22 protein-coding genes and 2 pseudogenes are annotated in these 23,074 nt (G+C 41.0%); 12 read left to right on the top strand and 12 right to left on the bottom strand.

Translation table 11 applies throughout. The features are described 5' to 3' along the window. Window positions 1–293 precede the first annotated feature (293 nt). A complete protein-coding gene (gene asnS / locus CWC30_RS14375; protein ID WP_013464983.1) occupies window positions 294–1,691 on the bottom strand; it encodes an asparagine--tRNA ligase in 1,398 nt (465 codons plus the stop codon). 291 nt (window positions 1,692–1,982) lie between these two features. On the opposite strand from asnS, the gene CWC30_RS14370 reads away from it, so the two are divergent. Further along, a complete protein-coding gene (locus CWC30_RS14370) occupies window positions 1,983–2,417 on the top strand; it encodes an AAA family ATPase (protein WP_013464982.1) in 435 nt (144 codons plus the stop codon). Between the two features lie 3 nt (window positions 2,418–2,420). Here CWC30_RS14370 and CWC30_RS19080 read toward each other — a convergent pair. From CWC30_RS19080 to bioA, 6 genes and pseudogenes are all read right to left on the bottom strand, one after another. Continuing rightward, window positions 2,421–3,048 (bottom strand): annotated as a pseudogene (locus CWC30_RS19080) (CatB-related O-acetyltransferase). 30 nt (window positions 3,049–3,078) lie between these two features. Then, window positions 3,079–4,089: an ABC transporter ATP-binding protein gene (locus CWC30_RS14360; RefSeq protein ID WP_138627434.1), complete on the bottom strand. Its 1,011-nt coding sequence runs from the start codon at window positions 4,087–4,089 to the stop codon at window positions 3,079–3,081. A gap of 13 nt (window positions 4,090–4,102) precedes the next feature. Then, window positions 4,103–5,602: an ABC transporter permease gene (locus CWC30_RS14355; RefSeq protein WP_013464979.1), complete on the bottom strand. Its 1,500-nt coding sequence runs from the start codon at window positions 5,600–5,602 to the stop codon at window positions 4,103–4,105. After that, window positions 5,602–6,648 (bottom strand): ABC transporter substrate-binding protein, encoded by a 1,047-nt coding sequence (locus tag CWC30_RS14350; RefSeq protein ID WP_069439400.1) that lies wholly within the window; start codon window positions 6,646–6,648, stop codon window positions 5,602–5,604. Before CWC30_RS14350 ends, CWC30_RS14355 begins: the two co-directional genes overlap by 1 nt. Then, window positions 6,649–7,461, bottom strand: coding sequence for a hypothetical protein (locus tag CWC30_RS14345; RefSeq protein ID WP_036983462.1), 813 nt, complete (start codon window positions 7,459–7,461; stop codon window positions 6,649–6,651). 180 nt (window positions 7,462–7,641) lie between these two features. Continuing rightward, on the bottom strand, window positions 7,642–8,943 hold the full coding sequence (gene bioA / locus CWC30_RS14340) for an adenosylmethionine--8-amino-7-oxononanoate transaminase (protein WP_138627433.1): 1,302 nt from the start codon (window positions 8,941–8,943) through the stop codon (window positions 7,642–7,644). Window positions 8,944–9,038: 95 nt separating this feature from the next. Here bioA and bioB point away from each other — a divergent pair, with 95 nt between their 5' ends. From bioB to htpX, 5 genes are all read left to right on the top strand, one after another. Continuing rightward, entirely contained in the window at window positions 9,039–10,079 is a 1,041-nt protein-coding gene (bioB, locus tag CWC30_RS14335; RefSeq protein WP_138627432.1) for a biotin synthase BioB, read from the top strand. A gap of 55 nt (window positions 10,080–10,134) precedes the next feature. Next, entirely contained in the window at window positions 10,135–11,289 is a 1,155-nt protein-coding gene (locus tag CWC30_RS14330; protein ID WP_069439403.1) for an aminotransferase class I/II-fold pyridoxal phosphate-dependent enzyme, read from the top strand. Further along, window positions 11,286–12,104: a methyltransferase domain-containing protein gene (locus CWC30_RS14325; protein WP_138627431.1), complete on the top strand. Its 819-nt coding sequence runs from the start codon at window positions 11,286–11,288 to the stop codon at window positions 12,102–12,104. Before CWC30_RS14330 ends, CWC30_RS14325 begins: the two co-directional genes overlap by 4 nt. An 18-nt stretch (window positions 12,105–12,122) precedes the next feature. Further along, complete coding sequence (gene bioD, locus CWC30_RS14320; protein ID WP_138627430.1) at window positions 12,123–12,806, top strand: dethiobiotin synthase; 684 nt, start codon at window positions 12,123–12,125, stop codon at window positions 12,804–12,806. Window positions 12,807–12,945: 139 nt separating this feature from the next. Then, window positions 12,946–13,809: a protease HtpX gene (gene htpX / locus CWC30_RS14315; RefSeq protein ID WP_138627429.1), complete on the top strand. Its 864-nt coding sequence runs from the start codon at window positions 12,946–12,948 to the stop codon at window positions 13,807–13,809. A 73-nt stretch (window positions 13,810–13,882) separates the two neighbouring features. Here the strand turns inward: htpX and gloA are convergent, their stop codons facing one another. After that, window positions 13,883–14,410, bottom strand: a complete 528-nt coding sequence (gene gloA, locus CWC30_RS14310) for a lactoylglutathione lyase (protein ID WP_036982819.1) — start codon at window positions 14,408–14,410, stop codon at window positions 13,883–13,885. A gap of 281 nt (window positions 14,411–14,691) precedes the next feature. On the opposite strand from gloA, the gene CWC30_RS14305 reads away from it, so the two are divergent. Further along, the gene (locus tag CWC30_RS14305) at window positions 14,692–15,123 is read left to right on the top strand and encodes a hypothetical protein (protein ID WP_138627428.1); all 432 of its coding nucleotides are present in this window, start codon (window positions 14,692–14,694) and stop codon (window positions 15,121–15,123) included. On the opposite strand, the pseudogene CWC30_RS14300 reads toward CWC30_RS14305, so the two are convergent. Together CWC30_RS14300 and CWC30_RS14295 are read right to left on the bottom strand one after the other, a co-directional pair. Continuing rightward, window positions 15,115–15,594 (bottom strand): annotated as a pseudogene (locus tag CWC30_RS14300) (acetyltransferase domain-containing protein); the annotation flags it as partial. The gene CWC30_RS14305 and the pseudogene CWC30_RS14300 overlap by 9 nt on opposite strands. A gap of 127 nt (window positions 15,595–15,721) precedes the next feature. Further along, the gene (locus CWC30_RS14295) at window positions 15,722–16,138 is read right to left on the bottom strand and encodes an MgtC/SapB family protein (protein ID WP_138627427.1); all 417 of its coding nucleotides are present in this window, start codon (window positions 16,136–16,138) and stop codon (window positions 15,722–15,724) included. A gap of 270 nt (window positions 16,139–16,408) precedes the next feature. Between CWC30_RS14295 and CWC30_RS14290 the strand changes: the two genes are divergently transcribed. Beyond that, entirely contained in the window at window positions 16,409–16,744 is a 336-nt protein-coding gene (locus CWC30_RS14290) for a hypothetical protein (RefSeq protein ID WP_138627426.1), read from the top strand. Here CWC30_RS14290 and fghA read toward each other — a convergent pair. Both fghA and CWC30_RS14280 read right to left on the bottom strand, forming a co-directional pair. Beyond that, the gene (fghA, locus tag CWC30_RS14285; RefSeq protein ID WP_069439408.1) at window positions 16,698–17,540 is read right to left on the bottom strand and encodes an S-formylglutathione hydrolase; all 843 of its coding nucleotides are present in this window, start codon (window positions 17,538–17,540) and stop codon (window positions 16,698–16,700) included. The two genes, CWC30_RS14290 and fghA, sit on opposite strands and share 47 nt — an antisense overlap. Window positions 17,541–17,606: 66 nt before the next feature. After that, window positions 17,607–18,728, bottom strand: a complete 1,122-nt coding sequence (locus CWC30_RS14280; protein ID WP_036982813.1) for an S-(hydroxymethyl)glutathione dehydrogenase/class III alcohol dehydrogenase — start codon at window positions 18,726–18,728, stop codon at window positions 17,607–17,609. A gap of 130 nt (window positions 18,729–18,858) precedes the next feature. On the opposite strand from CWC30_RS14280, the gene CWC30_RS14275 reads away from it, so the two are divergent. The 4 genes from CWC30_RS14275 to CWC30_RS14260 all read left to right on the top strand — a co-directional run bounded on the left by CWC30_RS14275 (window position 18,859) and on the right by CWC30_RS14260 (window position 23,008). After that, complete coding sequence (locus CWC30_RS14275; RefSeq protein WP_171034725.1) at window positions 18,859–19,731, top strand: LysR family transcriptional regulator; 873 nt, start codon at window positions 18,859–18,861, stop codon at window positions 19,729–19,731. A gap of 134 nt (window positions 19,732–19,865) precedes the next feature. Then, window positions 19,866–21,083: a lipoprotein-releasing ABC transporter permease subunit gene (locus tag CWC30_RS14270; RefSeq protein WP_069439410.1), complete on the top strand. Its 1,218-nt coding sequence runs from the start codon at window positions 19,866–19,868 to the stop codon at window positions 21,081–21,083. Further along, complete coding sequence (gene lolD / locus CWC30_RS14265; protein ID WP_036982810.1) at window positions 21,076–21,774, top strand: lipoprotein-releasing ABC transporter ATP-binding protein LolD; 699 nt, start codon at window positions 21,076–21,078, stop codon at window positions 21,772–21,774. Before CWC30_RS14270 ends, lolD begins: the two co-directional genes overlap by 8 nt. After that, window positions 21,764–23,008, top strand: a complete 1,245-nt coding sequence (locus CWC30_RS14260; RefSeq protein ID WP_138627424.1) for a lipoprotein-releasing ABC transporter permease subunit — start codon at window positions 21,764–21,766, stop codon at window positions 23,006–23,008. Before lolD ends, CWC30_RS14260 begins: the two co-directional genes overlap by 11 nt. Window positions 23,009–23,074 lie beyond the last annotated feature (66 nt).

Raw genomic sequence — 23,074 nt, 5'->3', positions numbered from 1 at the left:
AAAGGCGCGCGGGGCGACGCCGTTGTTGTGTTTCTGGGTTTGCGGGTGTCTGGGTACAGAGCGCATCACACGTAAATATTGGCGAGCTCCACTGGGGGGGGGGATGTATGAGCAACTCGCTTTAGTTATGAGTGCTAAATTGGCATAGTTCACCTTTGCTTTATTACATGTTATAGGCTTTTAGTTAATGTCAAATATGCTTTATAAACGCAAGATATTTATAAAGATTTAGATAAAGACAATAAAAAACCAACCCTTAGGTTGGTTTTTTATTTAACGTCACAAAGCGTGGCTTAGTACGTTGCGCTGCCTTTAGTACGTGGGAATGCAATCACATCACGTACGTTACCCATACCGGTAACATAAGCAACTAAGCGCTCAAACCCTAAACCAAAGCCAGAGTGTGGCACGCTACCGTATTTACGTAGGTCGCGGTACCAGCTGTAGTCTTCTTTATTTAAGCCCATTTCGTCAAGGCGTGCATCTAATACATCAAGACGCTCTTCACGTTGTGAACCACCAATGATCTCACCAATACCAGGTGCCACTACGTCCATAGCCGCAACAGTTTTACCGTCTTCGTTTTGACGCATGTAAAATGCTTTAATATCGCGCGGGTAGTTTTTAATAACAACCGGTGCTTTAAAGTGTTCTTCTGCTAGGTAACGCTCGTGCTCAGACTGTAAATCTACACCCCATTCAACAGCGTACTCAAACTTCTTGCCACATGCTTTTAGAATTTCTACAGCGTCTGTGTAATCAACTTGTGCGAAGTCTTTTTCAACAAATTCTTCTAAACGGCTAATCGCAGTTTTTTCGATACGTTGAGCAAAAAACTCCATGTCGTCACGGCGTTCTTCTAATACCGCTTTAAACACGTACTTAAGCATGTTTTCAGCCAATTTTGCGATATCTTCTAAATCAGCAAACGCAACTTCTGGCTCTACCATCCAAAATTCAGCTAAGTGGCGAGATGTATTTGAATTCTCTGCACGGAACGTAGGGCCAAAGGTGTAAATTTTAGACATAGCTGATGCATATGTTTCACCGTTTAGCTGGCCAGATACCGTTAGGAATGCTTCTTTACCAAAAAAGTCTTCGCTGTAATCAATTTCGCCTTTATCTGTCATTGGCAGGTTTTGCATATCAAGGGTTGATACGCGGAACATTTCACCCGCACCTTCACAGTCACTGGCTGTGATGATTGGTGTACTGATCCAGTAAAAGCCTTGCTCATGGTAAAAACGATGAATCGCTTGCGCTAAACAGTTACGTACACGCGTTACTGCGCCAATCATATTGGTGCGCGGGCGAAGGTGAGCGTGCTCACGTAAATATTCAATGCTGTGGCGCTTAGCCGACATTGGGTAAGTATCTGGATTTTCAACCCAACCTAACACAGTCACTGAATTAGCTTGAATTTCGAAAGATTGACCTTGTCCTGCAGATTGCACTAATACACCGGTAACCGACACAGAACAGCCTGCTGTTAAGCTTGTAACTTCATCATAATTATTCAGTGAATTAGGAACTACCGCTTGAATAGGATCAAAACACGAACCGTCATGAACGGCTAAAAATGATATTCCTGCTTTTGAATCGCGGCGTGTACGGATCCAGCCTTTAATGGTTACTTGGCTGTCTACCGCAACATTGCCTTTTAATAGCTCTGAAATCGCTAAATGGCTCATCTTCACTCCAATGATATAAGTTGCCTAACTATATAAATTAATTGTGCGTTACTCATGCATTTATGTATGTAAGGTCACTGCACTTGAACCTTGTATAATACCTAGTAAAGTAAAATAAAAAAACTGTTGTGGGCAACTCTTTAAAAGTTTTTAGTCACGCGCGGTTTTTTTAACCAGTTTTTAGAGTTAAATGGCTACTATTACCATTTGTTACTCTGAAAATTCATCAATTTGTGGCATTATTAGTAATCAAACCGAATTAACGTTTACCATTAATAAAAAATGGATGCTATGAAACAAGTTTTTATTTTACGAGGACTGCCAGGCAGTGGTAAGTCATATTATGCGCAAAATCTCGCTGACGAATTATCGGGCGCAGATGAAAGCAATTATTTTATTTGCTCAACAGATGATTACTTTGTAAACGAGCAGGGTGAATATCATTTCGATAAGTTTAAATTATCGCAATATCATAACCTAAACCTAGCACGTTTTATTAACGCGTTAGCACAAGGTATTGAACTGGTTATTGTTGATAACACTAACATTAAAAAATGGGAATTCATTGCCTATTCGCAAGCAGCGATAGCTTTAGGGTATCAAGTAAAAGAAGTGATTGTTGGTGAAGTAAAAGACAAATCAATGCAACACTTATATGCCAAGCGCAATAGTCATAACATACCGCTTAAAACCATTAGTAAAATGGCCTACATGTTTGAGTGGTAATTATTAAATTTCAGCTAAAACGTCTATATCAGCGTGGGTAATGGCATCTAAATGAGCGGTAATTTTTCCACTGCTCCAGCCCTACCATGCAATTGCTAAAAGTTGATTGATAGTTGTTTCATCAAAACGCTTTTTTATTACTTTTGCAGGGTTACCGCCAACAATGCTATAGGCAGGTACATCATTGGTTACCACAGATTTACTCGCTATGATGGCGCCGCTGCCAATTTTTACCCCCGGCATAATAGTGGCGTTGTAACCAATCCATACATCATTACCTATTTCAGTATTGCCCTTGAAAGGTAAGTCACTTTGTTGAGGTGCAGACTTTTCCTAACCGTTACCAAATATAAAAAATGGATAAGAAGAAAAGCCGGAGGTTTGATGGTTAGCCTCATTCATTATAAAAGTAACGTCTTTAGCTATGGCGCAAAACTTACCTATGATGAGACGATCCCCAATAAAATCGAAATGATAAAGGACATTTTTCAAAATGTTCAGGCCCATCAGGGTCGTCGTAATAGGTGTAATCACCCACTTCTATATTAGGTGACTTAATAAAGTTTTTTAAATAACCTACTTGAGGAAAACCGTCCATAGGTGATGGATTGTTTGGATTTGGTCCGTTCATGGTTTCCTCTCAAGTAAGATAAATACGCTACTAGCTTTTAAATGCCGCCAATGGGTGAGATGTACTGAGCGAAACATGTACCTTGTCACCTGGGTGTACAACCACCTCATGGCTTACTCGGCTAGTTACTACGGTTTCACATGCAAGTTTAACCGCGCATAAACGGCTACCGCCTTCAAAGCGTACCCAAATTACTTCACCATTATTACCAATACTGCTTTGTACTAATAATACATCATCTGGACGAAGTAAAACTTCTACCTCACAAGTGTCACAATCAATGCCGTTTGCAGGCACATTACCAATGTCGGTAAGCGCTTGGCCGTTATTTAGGGTTCCTTTTATAAAGCTGGCTTCACCTAAAAAGCGCGCAACAAAGCGGTTGTTTGGGGTACTAAAACACTGCTCTGGGGTGTCAATTTGTTGTATTTTACCGCCTTTTAAAACACCCACACGATCGCCCACCGAAAGCGCTTCTTCTTGATCATGCGTTACCCAAATTGCCGGTACACCAGCTTCTTTTAATGCGTTGCGGATATCCCAACGCAACATATCTTTTAAGGCAGCATCAAGGTTAGATAACGGCTCATCAAGTAATACAAAGTCAGGTTGGTGGGCAAGGGTACGCGCTAATGCTACGCGTTGCTTTTGCCCGCCTGACAGTGTGGCTGGTTTTTTATGCCTAAATGCATCTAAACCAAGAAGTTTTAGCCAGTGATCGGCAGGGCTGGTGTCTTTAAGTTTAAAACATACGTTTTGCTCAACTGTTAAATGAGGGAACAACGCAAAGTCTTGAAACACCATACCTACGCTGCGTTTTTCAGGCGCCACAGTATGCTTTGGTGTCGCTGTCCATTTAGCTACTTTAATTTCACCCTCACTAATTGGTAAAAGCCCCGCTAACGCTTGTAAAATAGTACTTTTTCCGCAACCTGTTGGACCAACAAGCATTAATATTTCGCTTTCACCTAAGGTGAAATTTAAATCGCTAACAACACGGTTACTGCCATAATCTATAGACAACTGACTTACAGATAGCATTTTTTATAAATCCTTAATGTTCAAACTGGTTGCGTTTTTCGCCAGACATCATAATAGCTAAAGCACCCGCAGAAATCACTACCAACAATAAGCCAGGAATAGCAGCACGGCCAAAATAACCGGCTTCGTAAACACGCCATAAGTAGGTAGACAGCGTTTCAAAGCCAGTGGGGCCTAATAAAAGTGTGGCTTCTAATTCACGCATTGACTCTAAAAAGACCAAGGCGCCACCTGCAATAATACCACGCATAGTTAGGGGTAAAGTAATACGCGTAAAGGCTTCGCGCGGGCTTGCGCCTAATACCCGTGCTGATTTTACTAAACTTGGGTCAAGATGCTCGGTGCTGGTACGCACAGAACCTACCGCAAGTGGTAAAAAACGTAGCATATAAGCAATAATCAATAAGCCCAGCGTTTGATATAAAAAGGGTAGTTGTAAGCCGCCATACACAAGCGCTGTACCCATAACAATACCCGGAATACCAAAACCAAAGTAAGTAACACGTTCCATTACTTTACCAGCCTTACCACTTAAAGCCGCATGGGCAACCGGAATGGCAACAATAACTGTAACAATAGCGGCAATGGCTGAAGCGTAAGTTGAATGCCAGGCAATACTAAAATCAAACGAGCTAAAGCCATCACGCACTAACCACAAAGTAAATACTGCTAAAGGTAGGCCAATAGCGAGTAACAAAATAGGTGCAAAGGTGGCAAACATAGCGCCTAGTTGCCATTTTTTAGGGAATAAAATAAGCGAACGACCTTGACGCTCTGAGGCGGTTTTTATTTGTGATTCAATCATTAATAAAAAGCCAACAATCACCATCAGTTGCAGTGATAACATAGCCGCACGGCTTAAGGCAAAGGCATTGTATTCCACATAAATAACACGGGTAAACGTATCTAAGCGCATCATTGCGGGAGTACCAAAGTCAGATAAGGTATATAGCGCAACCAATAATGACCCTGCAGCAATGCCATTTATTACGCGGGGTAAAATAACTTTAAATACGCTTTGCGTCATCGACATACCCAGTGTGCGAGCAGCGTTGACCATACTGGCATCTAAACTAAGTAAAGACGAACGGGTAGTCATCATAACAAACGGAAAAGTATACAAGGTCATGACAATGGCGGCTCCCGTTAAGCCATACATAGAAGGGGTTTCAAAACCAAGTAAGTTGTTTATTTCACCGCCAGGACCAAATGCAGCATAAAGCGTAAAAGCGCCAATGTAACTGGGAATAGCAAGCGGGGCTGCAAACACCACCAGCCAAAACTTTTTAAACGGTAACTGCACATAGGCGCTAATGAATGCTAAGGGCACACCAATTAAAATTGAACCTAATACAGTTAATCCCATTAACGACAAGGTATTGCCTAAAATAGTTAAATTATGGCTATCAAAAAAAGAGCTTGCGTCAGAGGCAAGCGTAATTAAAACAAAAATAGGGGTCAGGGTCACTAGCGCTGCAAGCAGCGCCATTGGGTAAGATGTAGGTATTCGCATTATAAAACGCCGCTGCTGCGCATTAAATCTATAGTTGGGCGTAAATCAGCCAACTGGGTTAAATCAATTTTAGGTGGCGAAATACTGGTTAACTTTGGCAATCCATCGGGTTGAGTAATGCCATTAACCAGTGGGATTTCATAGGCTTCGCTTGCTAAATAACTTTGCACTTCAATGCTAAGTAAATAGCGCATAAAGTTGATTGCCAGTGGGTCGTCAGATAACGATAAAATACCTGAAGCGTTAACTAAACAGCCAGCATCATTTTGCGTAAAGGCTAAATCAAGTTTTGCATCGGGCTTACCTGATTTTAAGCGCAGCGTGTAGTAATGATTAGCAAAACCAATGTCTACTTCACCACGTTCAACGCCCATTACCACACCGAGTTCACCGGCGTAGGTTTTAGATCGTTTTTTAACTTTTTTGAGCCACTTAGCCGTTTTATCATCACCTTCTAAAAGCCGCATAGCAGTAATAAACGATTGAAAAGAAGCATAAGCAGGCGCCCAACCAATACTTAAATCACTGTCGGCAATGTCCATAATGCTCGTTGGAATTTGCTCTTTGGTTAAGCGATCGGTATTAAAGGGTAAAGTACGAATACGGCCAGTAACAGGTGCCCATTCATCATATCTAAATTGTGGCTGTAATTGCGCTGATAAATCACTCGGCATGGGCTTGGCAAGACCGGCATCGGTAACTAAACCAATTGCCCCAGAGTCGACTGCCCAAAATAAGTCGGCACGTTTAACCCCTGCATTTGCTTCGGCAACAATGGTGTTGGCAAGCGCTGCGGTAGGGCCGCGACGAATGGCAAGGTCAAGTTCAGGGTTCTTTTTTTGAATGGCTTGTAATACGTTTTCGTATAAGCCACCTTCACCACGGCCTAAATAAAGCGTCAATGCACCTTTTAGTTTAGGCAATGTATCAACAGACACGGGGTTTGCAATAGCAATATCAGCGGCAAAAGCGCGTGAAAGCGATAGCGGTAAAGCACCCGCTACCCCTAACGCAGCTAAGCCTTGAATAAAGGTTCTGCGTTTCACTTAAAATACATCCTTACGTGCTTTTTCTGCTTTTTCAATCAGCGTTTGAGCGCGGCTTAGTTTGGTTTGCATATCAACAACCACATCACGAACTTCATCAACACTTTTATTATTAGAAATTGCTTGTGGAAGTGTGACGTTAAAGTCTTTTTCTAGGATTTCTACTAACTTCGCGTCTTGCTCAATTAGTGTACCTTCAACACCTTCGAATAAATGTAGGTAGGTGTCGTGCACTATGTTGGTGGCTTCATCGCTTAAACGTTCTGCGTATTTAGCGACCACTCGGTCTAATTTGTGTTTAATTTCGTCGATAGTCGCGCTTTGCGTCATTTCTTTGGTTGCTGTTGCTTTAACGCTATCTAATAACCCTTTTTGTTGAAACTTAGCCGCCAGTTTAACTGCGCCTAATCCTTGCCATAGGGCATTATTCATTGCTTGTTGTTGTTTGCGTACTTCTGACGCTGGTTTTTTATTATCGATAGCCATTTTTATGCCATACAAACCTTGCCAAATAGAGGCATAGACAGGCACGTAATTAGTTTCTATGGCGCTGTGGAATTTAACTGACTCCCAGTACTCAACCAAATCATCACTATTGACTGCTTTTGCGCCTTTTTTCTCGTAATCGCTTACCATGGTATCGACTTTAGAGATCATCCATTCAACGTCTTCATTGTAAGTTTTTAAATTAGCTTGAAGGTGATTAACATGCTCACCAATAGGGCCATTAGCAAGTGCCGGTTGTGCAAAAATCGCAGAGGCGAGTAAAAAACTTGCACTTAATGTCTTGGCAGGCTTAAGTAATATTTTCATAGCAAGTGAGTCCATAAATGTTATTGTAAATGATAGGCATTATCATATCCCTAAAGATCACTCAGATCAACACACTAAATGACAGGTCAGGGCTAAAAATACCAATGTTTTGGGACGAATAGGCAGCAAACTAATTATTTGCATAAATTTTAACGTAATCCTTGATGATAGTTAACCTATCTATACGTAATGTTTACCTTTTATGGCGTTATAAATAGCATCACATAAAGCGCGAATACTGTTTTTGTCACTTATATACGGTGGCATTAGATAAATTAGCTTACCAAAGGGGCGTATCCATACTCCTTGAGATACAAAATAAGCCTGAATTTTAGCGACATCAATGCTACCAGCCTCTTCTGTAAGCTCTACTACGCCAATAGCTCCTAAAGTACGTACATTCGCCACGGTGCTGAGCGCTTGGCATTTATGCAGCTGCTGTAATTGAGTATTTATTTCGCTGATATGGTGTTGCCAGTTTTGGCTTAGTAATAAATCAATACTGGCACAGGCAACAGCACAGGCAAGGGGATTTCCCATAAATGTAGGTCCGTGCATCAAAACCCCAGCTTCTCCTTCGCTGATCCCTGTGGCTATTTTTTCGCTAGTTATGGTTGCCGAAAGTGTCATTGCGCCACCAGTCAGCGCTTTACCTATACACAGTATATCGGGCTCTATATTGGCATGCTCTACAGCAAACAATTTGCCGGTGCGGCCAAATCCGGTGGCAATTTCATCGCAAATAAGCAGCACATTATATTGAGTGCATAGTTTACGCACACAGGCTAAATACTCAGGATGATAAAAATTCATTCCTCCGGCGTTTTGCACTATAGGTTCAATAATAAACGCGGCAACGTGCTGGTGGTACTTTAAAAAATAGCTTTTGAGTTCATCAGCCTCAGCTTGATTAAACGCACTATTAAATTGGCTAATAGGGGCAGGCACAAAAATATGCTCAGGCAAAAAACCAGCGTACAAATTATGCATAGAATTAATAGGATCGCACACACTCATCGCTGCAAACGTATCGCCATGGTAGCCTTTGAACGGAGTCATTAATTTTTGTTTTGTTGTAACCCCTTGGCTTAACCAATATTGCAGCGCCATTTTTATCGCTACTTCCACACTTACTGAGCCACTGTCGGCTAAAAACACCTTTGTTAATCCCTCTGGCGTTATCGCTACCAGCTTTTTACAGAGCTCTACTGCCGGCTGGTGGGTTATGCCACCAAACATTACATGGCTCATTTTATCTATCTGGGCGTGCATCGCTTCATTTAAAACCGGATGGTTATAGCCGTGAATAGCACTCCACCATGAGGCCATACCGTCAATAAGTTGTTCACCCGTTTCTAAGTAAATAAGGTTGTGATTTGCATGCGTAACGGGGTAAACCGGAATAGGTTGAGTCATTGAGGTGTAGGGGTGCCAAATGTGCTGACGATCAAAATCAAGGTCTATCGTTTGTTTTTTGTTCATATGTAAACTTTAACTAAGTGGGCTTCGTTGACAATGGTACGGCAATACGTATTCTAAGCCAATAACACCAAGAGCAAAAAATAAAAGAGAGTATTATGGAGCTTGCAACAGTTCGACACGATTGGACCCATCAGGAAGTAAAAGCCTTATTTGAAATGCCATTTAACGATTTATTATTTAAAGCCGCCTTTGTGCATCGCGCTAATTTTAATCCAAACGAAGTACAAATTTCTACGTTGTTATCTATTAAAACAGGTGCCTGCCCAGAAGACTGTAAATATTGCCCGCAATCGGGGCATTACAAAACTGATTTAGAACGCGAGCGCCTAATAGAAGTAGAAAAAGTGGTAGAGCAAGCACGGTTAGCAAAACAAAAAGGCGCCACTCGTTTTTGTATGGGGGCTGCATGGTCAGATCCAAAAGACAGAGACATGCCATACATTTCGCAAATGGTAAAAGAAGTAAAAGCCCTTGGCCTTGAAACCTGTATGACTTTAGGCATGTTAAATAACGAAAAAGCTCATGAACTGCGCAGTGCAGGGCTTGATTACTATAACCACAACCTCGACACTTCACCTGAATACTATGAGCAAATTATATCAACTCGTACCTTTCAAGACCGCCTTGATACTATAGGCAATGTGCGAGACGCTGGTATGAAAGTATGCTCCGGCGGTATTGTCGGTATGGGTGAGCAAGCAAGCGACCGCTATGGCTTATTAATGCAGTTAGCTAATTTACCCCAGCAGCCCGAAAGCGTGCCAATTAATATGCTAGTAAAGGTGAAAGGGACACCGCTTGAAAACGTTGATGACTTAGATCAGTTTGAGTTTATTCGTACCATTGCCACAGCACGTATTATGATGCCCCATAGTTACGTACGTTTATCAGCAGGACGCACAGCAATGAATGAGCAAATGCAGTCAATGTGCTTTTTTGCCGGTGCTAACTCTATATTTTATGGTGATAAACTTCTTACTACCGAAAACCCAGAAGCCGATGCCGACATGCAATTAATTAAAAAGCTCGGGATGAACCCAGAAACACGCCACGATTATTCAGATGAAGCCGTTGCTGCGTCTTTGTCATCGCAAGTGGCTGATAAAGCAACCGCAGAATTGTTTTACGAAGCGTAAAGTGCTCAGTACTATGCTAATGGTTTAAAGTATTGCGTTGAAGGTTAAAGCATTTATGTCATTTGAATTTATAAACACCCATTTAGATGAACGCAAAGCACAGCAGCTCTTGCGTAAACGCTATGTAGTACAAAGCGCAACAGCGCGCACTATTACGGTTGATGATAAAACCTACCTTAACTTTGCGAGTAACGATTATTTAGGGTTTGGCGATTCGCCGGTGGAATTAACCAGCGCGCCATTACTAGGTAGCCACAGTTCAGCACTAGTGACAGGTTATCAACAGCCACAGCAAGCGCTTGAGCAAGCTTTATGTAGTGCTTTGGGTTATGAGGCAGGTATGCTGTTTAATTCGGGCTTTAGTGCTAATAGCAGTGTTATAAAAGCGCTATTTCAAGATAAAGCGACAGCGCAACACAGTGCGATTTTTCAAGATAAACTCAATCATGCCAGTTTAATTGATGGCGCATTACACGCCAACGCCGCGTTAATACGCTTTAACCATAACGATATAAACCATTTACGCTCACGGCTAGAAAAATCAAAAGCGCGAAATAAGCTCATTGTATCTGAAGGTGTGTTCTCCATGGATGGTGATACCGCGCCAATCAAAGCGCTATTAACCTTAGCAAAGCAGCATAACGCGTGGTTAATGATAGACGATGCCCATGGTTTTGGTGCTTTAGGAAAATCGGGGCTTGGCAGTTGTGAAGCCTTAATTGCAGCCGACACCTTGCCCGATATCTTAGTGATCACCTTTGGTAAAGCGGTTGCTAGTAGTGGGGCGTGCGTATTAGGTTCGCAGCATTTTATAGATTACATGCTGCAGTTTAATCGTGATTATACCTACTCAACCGCTATGTCGCCGTTTATTGCCTCACATACTTTAGCGCGTATAAAGAGCATAAGAGGCGCCAACGACAAGCGAGCCAAATTAAACGCTAATATTGCGCTGTTTAAACGCCTAGCAAAAGAGCAGCACATTGCGCTAATGGACTCTAACACCGCGATTCAACCAATTGTTTTAGGCTGCGCCGAGCAAACGTTAAAAGCCAGTGAGCAACTAAAGCAGCAGTGCATTTGGCTAACGGCTATTCGCCCGCCAACTGTTTTACACAATACCTCGCGTTTGCGTATTACCTTAAGTGCAGCCCACACCCATGACGATATAAAACAACTCGTTGGTAGTTTACAGAAGGTCATTTCATGATAAGCCCGCAGGCAATTAAAACTAAGCCACTTAATCCCACCACAGTGTATTTAGCGACTCAGGCTTTAAAAAAAACCACAGCGCATAACTTTTCAAAAGCAGCAAACAGTTACAGCCAGCATGCCAATGTGCAAAAACAAGCAGCAAATGATTTATTTAAACTCATTAGAGCAAACCCTAAAAGGCTCTGTGTTGACCTAGGCGCAGGGCCGCTTGTTAATACTCAGGCTTTAAGGGCATTATTTGGCCAAGTTGTTGCCATAGATTTAAGTTTTAACATGCTAAAAAGCAGTGATTTATACACCCCAAAACTGTGCGCCGACATGGATAATTTACCGCTGCAAGCTAACAGTATTGATGTGCTATTTAGTAATTTTGCTTTGCAGTGGTCTACTAATTTTGAAATCTTAATGCACTCGCTTTATCAAGCATTAAAACCAGGCGGACAAGCCTATATTAGTACGGTTGTTGCAGGGTCATTAAACGAGATCAAAACCGCCTTTGCAGTGCTTGATTCACATAATCATATTAATCAGTTTGCAAGCCATAATAATATAAACCAATCGGTCGAAAATGCCGGGTTTAAGATCACCACCTCAAAAAAAGTCATTTATACCGATCAGCACAGTAGTGCATTAGCGGCTATAAAATCGATCAAAGCCATTGGTGCCACCACACAAAATCATGCAACAAGTCGTCGTGGTTTATTAACTAAATCAGCGCTGCAAAAAGTATGTGATGCTTATCCGATTATAAACAATAAAGCCCATGTATCTTACCATGTAGTATTGTTATCATTAGAAAAAGCCCAGTAAAAATAATAAGGCCATGCCATGAACCAGTTTTTTATTACCGGTACCGATACCGACGCCGGTAAAACTCATGTAACCAGTTTGCTGTTAAAGTTACTCGCGCAACATAAAAAGCGCGCAATAGGTTTTAAGCCGATTGCCTCTGGGTGTGAAATGGCGTTTGAGCAGCTTGTGAACGCCGATGCACTAATGCTAATGGAAAGCGCCACAGTCAGCGCTAAATACGACATAATTAACCCATTTGCATTTGCGCCGCCAATAGCTCCGCACATTGCTGCAGAGCAAGCAGGTATAAACATAACAGTAGAAAAGCTCAGCATAGCTTATCAACATGTTAAGCAACAAGGCGCCGATTACCTATTAACAGAAGGTGCAGGCGGCTGGGCATTACCAATTAATAATAACGAGTATTTATACGACTGGGTAAAAGCAGAGCAACTGCCAGTAATATTAGTGGTAGGGATGAAACTAGGCTGTATAAATCATGCATTACTCACTGCTGCACACATGCAAAGCTTAGGGATTAATTGTGTAGGGTGGATTGCAAACCAAGTTGATGCCACTATGGATGAATTCCAAGCAAACCTAGATTCACTGAAAACACGTTTACCATTTCCACTGCTTGCCATTAGCCCATACACAGAGCAAGCTCATAAATTACAAATTTATAAAACCCTGCTTGAAATATTATCGATAAATCCATAAATAACCCTTGTGTTGTGACATAGTTTGTCACAGAATAGCGCTGACGTTATGACATAGTGTGTCATAACGCAGTGATTGCTCAAAGCCGATCAAACATAGTAAATCGCTCAGCAATAAATGTTATTTTTGGAGAACTCGTATGAAACGTGTATTTTTGTTTTTATTAACTAACCTCGCGGTTATGTTGGTATTAGGTGTGGTGCTTTCAATAATAATGAGTGCGCTGGGCTTAAGCCATCGTAGCCTTGGCGGAATTTTACTAATTGCGACTGTATTTGGTTTTGGTGGATCGTTTATTTCGTTATTTATGTCGAAATGGATCGCCAAAAAATCAACTGGTGCGCAAGTGATCACCCAACCTCGTACCGAAACCGAACAATGGCTGGTAAACACTGTGGCTGCTCAAGCTAAAAAAGCCGGTATTAACATGCCAGAAGTGGCGATTTACGACAGCCCAGAAATGAACGCGTTTGCAACTGGCCCGAGTAAAAATAATTCGCTGGTGGCGGTAAGTACGGGTTTATTACATAACATGAGCCAAGATCAAGCCGAAGCCGTATTGGCGCACGAGGTATCGCATGTGGCTAATGGCGACATGGTAACGCTAACGCTTATTCAAGGTGTTGTGAATACCTTTGTTATTTTTGCCGCTAAAGTAATGGCTGGCATTGTTGACAACTTCATCAATAGCGATGAAGAAGAGGGCGGCAGCAGCTGGACTTACTTCTTATTCGATATGTTATTCCAAATATTATTTGGCGTACTGGCAAGCATAGTGGTTGCTCATTATAGCCGTAAGCGTGAATTTGCAGCCGATAGCGGCGCAGCTCAGTTGGTAGGCGCAGATAAAATGCGTTCAGCCCTTGAGCGATTAAAGCAAAACCACCCATCGCAATTAGAAGGCTCAATGATGGCCTTCGGTATTGCCAGTGGTAAAGGCATGGCTGAGTTGTTTTCATCTCACCCGCCGCTTGACGCACGTATAGACGCACTACGTCGTTAAAAAAATTCAAGTTTTTCACAGTACTTGTAAACAAAAAGCCTGCATTTGCAGGCTTTTTTATTTTTAATGTTTTTTATTGCGATTGAATTATGTCAGTAATGCCCTCCGGCGAGAGTATTTCAATCCAGTAACCGTCTGGGTCTTTAATAAAGGCAAGGCCTTTCATAGAACCGTCATCTGGCTGTTTTACAAACTCCACATCGTACTTAGCAAAGCGCTCACAGGCAGCGTATACATCGGGTACACTAATACCAATATGGCCAAAGCCTTTTGGTTCTTCATTACCGCTGTGATAACCGCTAAAGCTGTCGTCGTTTTCAGTGCCCCAGTTATGGGTAAGCTCAATCAGCGCAGGGCGGCGAAACACCCACTGGGTTTTTTGTTTATCATCGCCTTTTGGCATATCTTGCTCGTAGCCTAAAAAGTACAATGTAAATTCCATATCAGGAAAGTCGTACTTACCTAACAACTTCATGCCCAATACGTTTTCATAAAATGCCAGCGACGGTTTTGGATCTTTAATACGTAACATAGTTTGCTGCATCACATAGCCCTCAGTGGCTTGTGCAATTTGCTCTGGGGATTCGTTATAGCTAGACATGAGATAATCCTTAATAAAATGACTGAAAAAACCTTAATGGATTTAAAAATGCAGGGGGTGAGCTCATCATAATATACAACAGCAAAAATTATAACCACCTAGCTAAATCACTAGCCAATGAGTTGAGTGTTTTATAAGCGAAAAATGGCATGTTTATCGATACTGTTTATTTATGCAGTTGAGGTGTTTTGTCCAATAACATTATTTAAAGTCGCTTTGGTGTATTTAACAAGAGGTGTTTTACAGCCTACGTAATTAATTGTTTAAATTGAAGTTGTTTAGTGGAATTATTAAACAATGTAATATACGCCGTTTTGGGGTGTTATAACCCTCAAAGTGGTGTTCAACAAGCTGTTAAAACTCAAAAGTTAATAGGAATGTTAACAGATAAAGAAAGATCACAGCTTCAAGAGCGACTAGTAAAACTTTACTTACGATTAAACGGATACTTTTCTGATGGTTTTATTGTTCATCATGATATTAATGGCAGGATTAGCTCAGAAGTTGATATTTTGGGAGTTAGATTCCCAAATCATAGTGAATCCGAAAGAGAAGCGGGGTTATGTTCACGTTTGCAGCTAAATGACAGTAATAATATTGATGTCCTTATCGGAGAAGTTAAATCCAATGGAGTTTCACTAAGGTTTAACAACACAATATCGACAAATATTGAGGTTTTGCGCAAGATCTTAAATCGAGTTGAAACCATCTAATAAGTTATGACCAAATACCAGTAATAACCCAGCTATAAATACAGGGTATATACTTATTAAGCGAAGCAAGCCAAGCACCACAAAGCCCCAGCCAATCGCCCAAATTACTTGAGCATATAACGTCGGGAAAAGAGGATTAAAACTCCATGACCATGATACAATTGTAAACTCAAATAAAATAAGCACTAAGCCTCGAACTATTAAAGCGTTAGCAAACTGACGAGTACACGCGTATTTATGCTCTGTAATAGCGGCAGAGAGGCCTGCTAGAAATACAAATAATGGCGCACAAAAATGCGATATAAAGCGTGTGAAAAAAGTAAGCGCATCTGTTCCGGGTAAGGTCATGGGATCAGTTACTGAATAATTTAGACAATAATACATGCCGTGATCTATCACCATAAATATGATGATAATGCCGCGTAATAGATCAATATGATGCAAGCGACTTTGCGATAAAGCTAATGACATAAAATACAATTAACAAGAATGAAAAAAATGAACTTGATAATATGTTATATTATATCAAAAGGCGAGTTTGAGGGTTGAATTTAACAGGGTGATCGCGTCAGCGCTAAGCAATTAATTATAATTTTCCTTATTTAAATTTTTTAACATACCTAAGCGTTATGAAGTTTATTACTGCCAACAAAATAGCTATTTCATAGCGGCTGTACGCAATAGCGATACCAATTAAACCCATATTCCAAATACTCGCAGCTGTTGCTGTTCCAGATGTAGACTGGTTATTTTTTAAAATAGCGCCACCACCAATAAAACCAATACCTGTAATAATACCTTGTAACATTTTAGATTGCGCCTCTGCGCCCTCTAAAACTGACATTGCAATCAGTGCATAACCACATGATGCGACGGCAACTAAAGGAAACGTTTTTAGACCTGCACCATTATGGCTACGCTCTCTATCATATGCCATTGGCAGGGCAAGTAAATACGCCATGCCAAGATGAATCAAATTATCAATAATGTCACTCCACTGTAGATCAATTTCCATTGCTATTTCCACGGATAAATTCTAAATAAGTAGCAAAAATTGAACCAAGGTATTAATTTAAATAAAATCATTGTGTTACCTTTTTTTTATCGAGGGGGATGAGTGGCGTTAGCAATATTTACACAATAAAGTGCGTTTTTACCCAGCAATGAATTTCAGCTGCGTACCACACAAGCAAACTCTATTAGGTAAAATTGTGGGGCTTACATATTTTTACAACACTCCTTTTTAAGTCGTATATAATTTGGCTCATTTGCAACGAGAGTTTACATGCGCATTTTATTAATTATTATCTTTTCAAATAATGTATTAAGTGGTTGTACAGTTATGGGTATATTTTTGGATGAAACGGCGAGATCCAAGTCAAACATCAATAGCACTAACAGTTTTGTAAAGGATAAAGATAGTTTTAGTTTTAGCAAGCTTGGTTACGAAACTGATAAAGCCATAATTGAATTTATAAAAGGAGATGACGGTGTGATTAAAAAATGTAGGCAGGTTACTAAGGTCTTAAAAGAATGTGTAGAAGTAGATAAATCTACTCTACACAGTAATGGATCTAAGCCGCTAGAAACTGATGATGAAATAATAAGTGTTGGTCTATAAAGCTACTAATAAAAAAGTAACTATGATCGTAGCCAGCGTGCATTTCGAGCTGCAGCGGATACGCTTTTTTATCAGCGATATCGACCAAGTTTTGCGGCTTAAGCTGCTCTTCTAAAAAGTTATCAGCATCACCTTGGCTTACCAGCATAGGTAAATAGTTTGCTTGCTCGGCTTGTTGCATTAATTCGCAAGTATCGTAGTGTGCCCACGTTGTTTTGTCGTCACCTAAGTAGCCTGTAAATGCTTTTACACCCCACGGACACGCCATAGGATTAACAATAGGACTAAATGCCGAAGCGCTGGCGTACGAATGTGGGTTTTTAAGTGCAATCATCAATGCGCCATGCCCGCCCATTGAATGACCACTAATTGCTTTTTTATCTGTAACAGGAAAGTGTTGCTCAATTAGTGCCGGTAACTCATTAACAACGTAATCATACATATTAAAATGGGTGTTGTAGGGCGCTTTTGTGGCATTAAGGTAAAACCCAGCACCTTGTGCAAAATCATAGCTGTCTTCGTTTGGCACGTTATCACCACGTGGGCTCGTATCTGGCGCTACAATGGCGATACCCAGCTCCGATGCTTTTTTAAATGCGCCTGCTTTTTGCATAAAGTTTTCATCGGTACAGGTTAAACCTGATAACCAGTACAGTACCGGCACCTTATTGGTTTCACTGGCGCCTGGCGGTAAAAACACTGCAAAACGCATAGTGCAACGAGTGCTTGAGGCGCTATGGCTGTATTGCTTATGCCATCCGCCAGCCACTTTAGCTGTTGAAATATTTTCTAACATAATAATCCTTAAAAGCCGTTACTTAATAGCAACGGCTTGTGATGGTAATTAAGTGAAATGAGCGTATTAGTAATGAATTACAGTACGAATACTTTTACCTTCATGCATTAAATCAAAGGCATCGTTAATTTCTTCTAGGCTCATGGTATGAGTGATAAAATCGTTTAGCGCAAATTCACCCGCCATGTAACGCTCTACAATTTCAGGAAGTTGTGAGCGACCTTTAACACCACCAAATGCGCTACCACGCCATACACGGCCAGTAACAAGTTGGAACGGACGAGTTGAAATTTCTTGGCCAGCACCGGCTACACCAATAATCACAGACTCTCCCCAACCCTTATGGCAACACTCAAGTGCAGAGCGCATTACATCAACATTACCAATACACTCAAATGAGTAATCAACACCGCCGTCGGTCATATCAACAATCACTTCTTGAATTGGCTTGTCGAAGTCTTTAGGGTTAACTAGGTCTGTTGCACCAAGCTTAGTGGCTAAGTCAAACTTGCTGGTGTTGATATCAACACCAATAATGCGACCCGCGCCCGCCATTTTTGCACCAATAATAGCCGATAAACCAATACCACCTAGGCCGAAAATAGCGACAGTATCACCTGGTTTAACATTTGCTGTATTTGTTACCGCACCCATACCTGTGGTTACGCCACAACCAAGTAAACAAATTTCTTCAAGTGATGCTTCTTTGTTTACTTTAGCAAGTGAAATTTCTGGGAGTACGGTGTACTCAGAGAATGTTGAGCAACCCATGTAGTGATAGATAGGCTCACCATCTTTATAAAAGCGTGTAGTGCCATCTGGCATTAGGCCTTTACCTTGCGTTTCACGTACTGCAGAGCACAAGTTAGTCTTACCAGATTTACACATTTTACATTCACCACATTCAGCAGTGTAAAGTGGAATAACATGATCGCCTACCTCAACACTGGTTACGCCTTCACCTACAGCGTAAACAACGCCAGCACCTTCGTGGCCTAAAATAGCAGGGAAAATACCTTCTGGATCTTCACCAGATAATGTAAAAGCATCAGTGTGACAAACACCAGTGGCAGTGATTTTTACCATTACTTCGCCTTTTTTAGGCATCATCACATCAACTTCTTCAACGCTTAAAGGCTGATTAGGGCCCCAGGCAATCGCTGCTTTTGATTTTATAAATTCAGACATGTGTATATCCTTTGTAGTGGTTTGAATATGAATTATAGACCCATACTGTTTGGGTGATGAGGTTATTGTATTTGTTTCTCAGATGATGATAATCTTCAATTTAATAAAACACTTTTACAGTATGGTAATAATTATGCGTTGGGAAGGTATTGATGAGTTTATTGCTGTTGGCGAAGAGGGAAGTTTTACCCAAGCTGCACAGACGTTAGGTTTATCGGTTGCTCATATTAGCCGCCATGTTACAAAGCTTGAACAACGGTTAAATACGCAATTATTAACACGTACCACTCGAAAGGTTGTGTTAACCAAAGAGGGCGAGCAGTTTTTACACCAAGTTAAACATTTACAGCACGCAATGGACGAGGCCACTCAAGGTTTAGCATCGGTACAAACCTCACCTAAAGGTAAAATTAAATTAACAGCACCGGTTATGTATGGTGAAAGTTTTATTATGCCCATTGTGCATTCATTTATGCATGATCACCCTGAGGTAGAAGTAATCGCAACGCTCTCTAACGAGCAAGAAAACTTATTAGAGGGGGGCTTTGATTTAGCCATTCGACTAGGCCATTTAAAAGATTCAAGCTTAAAAGCGCGGCGCTTGAGTTCGCGACGATTTATTATGTGTGCTTCACCTGCATATTTAGCGCGTTTTGGTGAGCCTCACACTTTGGGGGAGCTTAATAATCATCAATGTTTAATTGGCAATAGTAGTTATTGGCGAGTAAATGAAAATAATCGTGATAAACATATTAAGGTCGCAGGGCGATTGCATTGTAATAGCGGCTGGGCACTGGTTGACGGCGCTAAAAAAGGTTTGGGTATTGTTCAGTTGCCTGATTACTATATTGAAAATGAAATTAAATCCGGTCAGTTAGTGCCTATATTAACTGCATACCAACCACAACAAGAGGGCGTGTGGGGTCTATATCCGTCACGGCAATTTGTGGCTACTAATGTACGGGTATTACTGGATTACTTAATAACAGGGCTGAAAGTTTAGCAGGGTTTACTGGCTTGTTTAAAATATAGCCAAGTGTCAGATTTATAAATTATTTCTTACATTTATGGTGATATTCAATTGCGCTGAGTTCGTGCTACTATAAGCCACACTTTTGGCATTAATGTTTAATTAATATGTTTCAACCTGTTAGCCTATTTATCGGACTCAGATATAGCCGCTCCTCTAAAGGCAATGCGTTTATTTCGTTCATTTCGTTTTTTTCTATTGCAGGTATAGCGATTGGTTTAATGGCGCTTTTTACGGTCAGTAGTGTAATGAACGGCTTTGAGAGTAGTTTAAAATCAAATATGTTGGGGCTTATTCCACATGTTGAAGTGCAAGCCAAAGATCACTCCAAAGCGCAAATGAATTCGTTAAAATCTGCGCTTGAGCAATCACCGTATGTTGATCATGTTAGTTTATATCGCCATGGTGAAGCCATATTGCAAACCAATAAAGATCTTCACGGGGTGTTATTACAAGGGCTTTACGACAACAACGGCTCGCTATATAAAATCACCGACAAAATAGTGCAAGGCAATTGGCTAAATGTACTAAACAATAATTATAATATTGCAATAAGTCGTTATTTAAGCCGCAAACTTGGCGTTGGCTTAGGTGATAAGTTACGTGTAATTATGCCTAACGCATCTACGTACACCCCACTTGGGCGCATGCCAAGCCAACGTTTATTTAAAATTGCTGCTATCTATGAAACTGGCTCCGAAATAGACATGGGGTTGGCATTTACCAGTGGCGTATCACTACAACGGGTTTTAAAACTTAGTAACAATACGGTACCTAATTTAAGCGTGTCACTGCATGAGCCGTTTGCACTTGACCAATTTATGCAAGACAGCCAACACATACTCAATGACTTTAAACTCACCGACTGGCGAAGCAGTCAAGGCACTTTATTTGCCGCCGTTGCGATGGAAAAACGCATCATGTCTATGCTCCTTGGCTTAATTGTGCTGGTGGCGGTATTTAATATTGTATCGGCACTGACCATGATGGTCAGTGAAAAACAAAGCGAAGTAGCAATTTTGCAAACATTAGGACTCACACCAAGCCAAGTGCAAACCGTATTTATGGTACAAGGGCTCTATAACGGGGTAATTGGCACAGTCGTGGGTGCTTCTTTAGGTATTTTATTAAGCTTATATATAAATGAACTGCTGGCTTTGGTTGGTTTAAATTTACTATCGGGAATTTCACTCCCCGTCAAATTTGATGTGGTTAGTTTAAGTGTTATTGCCGTTTTAAGCTTAGCAATGAGCTTTTTAGCGACTTTATATCCAGCGCGCCAAGCCGCTAAAGTAAACCCAGCAGAGGTATTACGTTATGAATGATTTAGTAATTAGTTGTGAAAAAATAAGTAAGGTGTACCAAGACGGGCAAAATCAGGTTGAGGTATTAAAAGGGGTTGATTTAGCCCTAACGCAAGGTGAAATGCTGGCAATTGTTGGCAGCTCAGGTTCAGGTAAAAGCACCTTGTTACATATTTTAGGCACCTTAGACACGGCCAGTGCGGGTAGTGCAAAAATAAAAAACCAAGACGTTGCTAAGTTATCTCGCTCGCAGCAAGCGGCTTTCAGAAATAAAAACTTAGGGTTTATTTATCAATTCCACCATTTATTAATGGAATTTAGTGCAGTTGAAAACGTTGCCATGCCATTACTCATAAAAGGATTGAGCGCAAAAGAAGCCAATAAGAAAGCGCTTAACATGCTAGATAAGGTAGGCCTTGCACATAGAAGTAGCCATAAGCCATCGGCTCTTTCTGGTGGTGAACGCCAGCGTGTTGCCATTGCACGCGCTCTAGTGACAGAGCCTGCGCTGGTGCTTGCTGATGAGCCAACAGGTAATTTAGATAAGCAAAATGCAATTAAAATTTACGATTTAATTAATCAGCTAAATAAAAGTTTAAACACCAGCTTTGTGGTAGTTACTCATGATTTAGAGCTGGCTGATAAGCTGGGTAAAATAGCGTACTTAGATGATGGTAAACTAACGATAAAAGAGTCTAGTCATGTTGCTTAGTGCCTTTATTAGTAAACGCTTTAGAGCCTATTCAGGCCATAAAGATGAAAAAAATGCCTTTGTAAGTTTTATAGCCAAAGCATCCACTATCGGTATTTTACTTGGTGTTGCAGTGTTAATTGTGGCGTTATCGGTGATTAATGGATTTGAACAACAATTGGTTCATCGTTTATTAAGTGTCGTGCCGCAAGTTGAATATGTTGCCCCAAGTAGGCCGATTGCCGATTGGCCTAGCAAAGTCGAAAAGTTAAAACAGCAACCACACGTAACAGGCGCAGCCCCATTTATTGCCGTTAATGGTATGGCGCAATTTAAAAGCCAATTAAAAGCGGTTGAGATCCGAGGTGTTGAGCCTTCGTTGGAAGGTGACGTGTCAGCCATCAACCAATTTACACAAGGTAAATTAGTCAGCCAGTTAACAGGTGATGATGTTATTTTAGGCAAGCAAATTGTTAAGCAACTTAATATCGCATTAGGTGATAACGTGACCTTGTTAATCCCGCAAATTAGTGAAAAAGGCCGGTCAATACTCGCCCCAAAACGTGTTACCCTCACGCTTGCGGGCATTATAGAAATGGGCGGACCAATCGACAGCAGCGCTGCTTTTATTCATCTTAACAAAGCACAACAAGCCTTAGGCTATGATCAAAGCCAAGTAACAGGGTTACGCTTGCGTGTTGATAATGTGTTTTCGGCGCATCAAATAGCGCTTCGTGTTGGCCAGACTATTACCGATTATGTGTATATTTCGAGTTGGCTTAGAACGCAAGGTAGCTTGTATCAAGATATTCAAATGGTGCGCACGATTGTTTATATTGTGGTGTTTTTAATTATCGCGGTGGCGAGTTTCAATATTGTGTCTTCACTGGTAATGGAAGTGCGTGAAAAAGAAGGCAATATTGCTATTTTAAAAACCATGGGTGCCAAAGACAGTACCATATTGGCTACTTTTGTCATGCAAGGCTTAACCCAAGCATTTGTGGGTGTACTTTTAGGCTCAATTGTTGGCGTGATTTTAGCAATTAATATTAGTGAGCTATTTACTTGGCTGAGCTTGTTACTGGGTGAAAACCCGCTAGAAGGTGTGTACTTTATCGAATTTTTGCCCAGTAAATTAGTTTGGCAAGATATAGTGTTAACTGTTATTGCCACCTTTGTGCTTGCAATATTGGCGACGCTGTATCCAGCATGGCAAGCAACACGAGTTGATCCGGCAAAAGTATTGGGTAATTAAAGACAGTATTTAATAGGGCACTAAGTGTAACTCTGATAAACTGCGCCGCTACTTAACAGCGTTTGT

The organism is Pseudoalteromonas sp. S4741, from assembly GCF_005886135.1.
In the GTDB taxonomy this organism is placed as follows: domain Bacteria; phylum Pseudomonadota; class Gammaproteobacteria; order Enterobacterales; family Alteromonadaceae; genus Pseudoalteromonas; species Pseudoalteromonas tetraodonis.
This window is presented reverse-complemented; position numbering and strand designations above follow the sequence as displayed.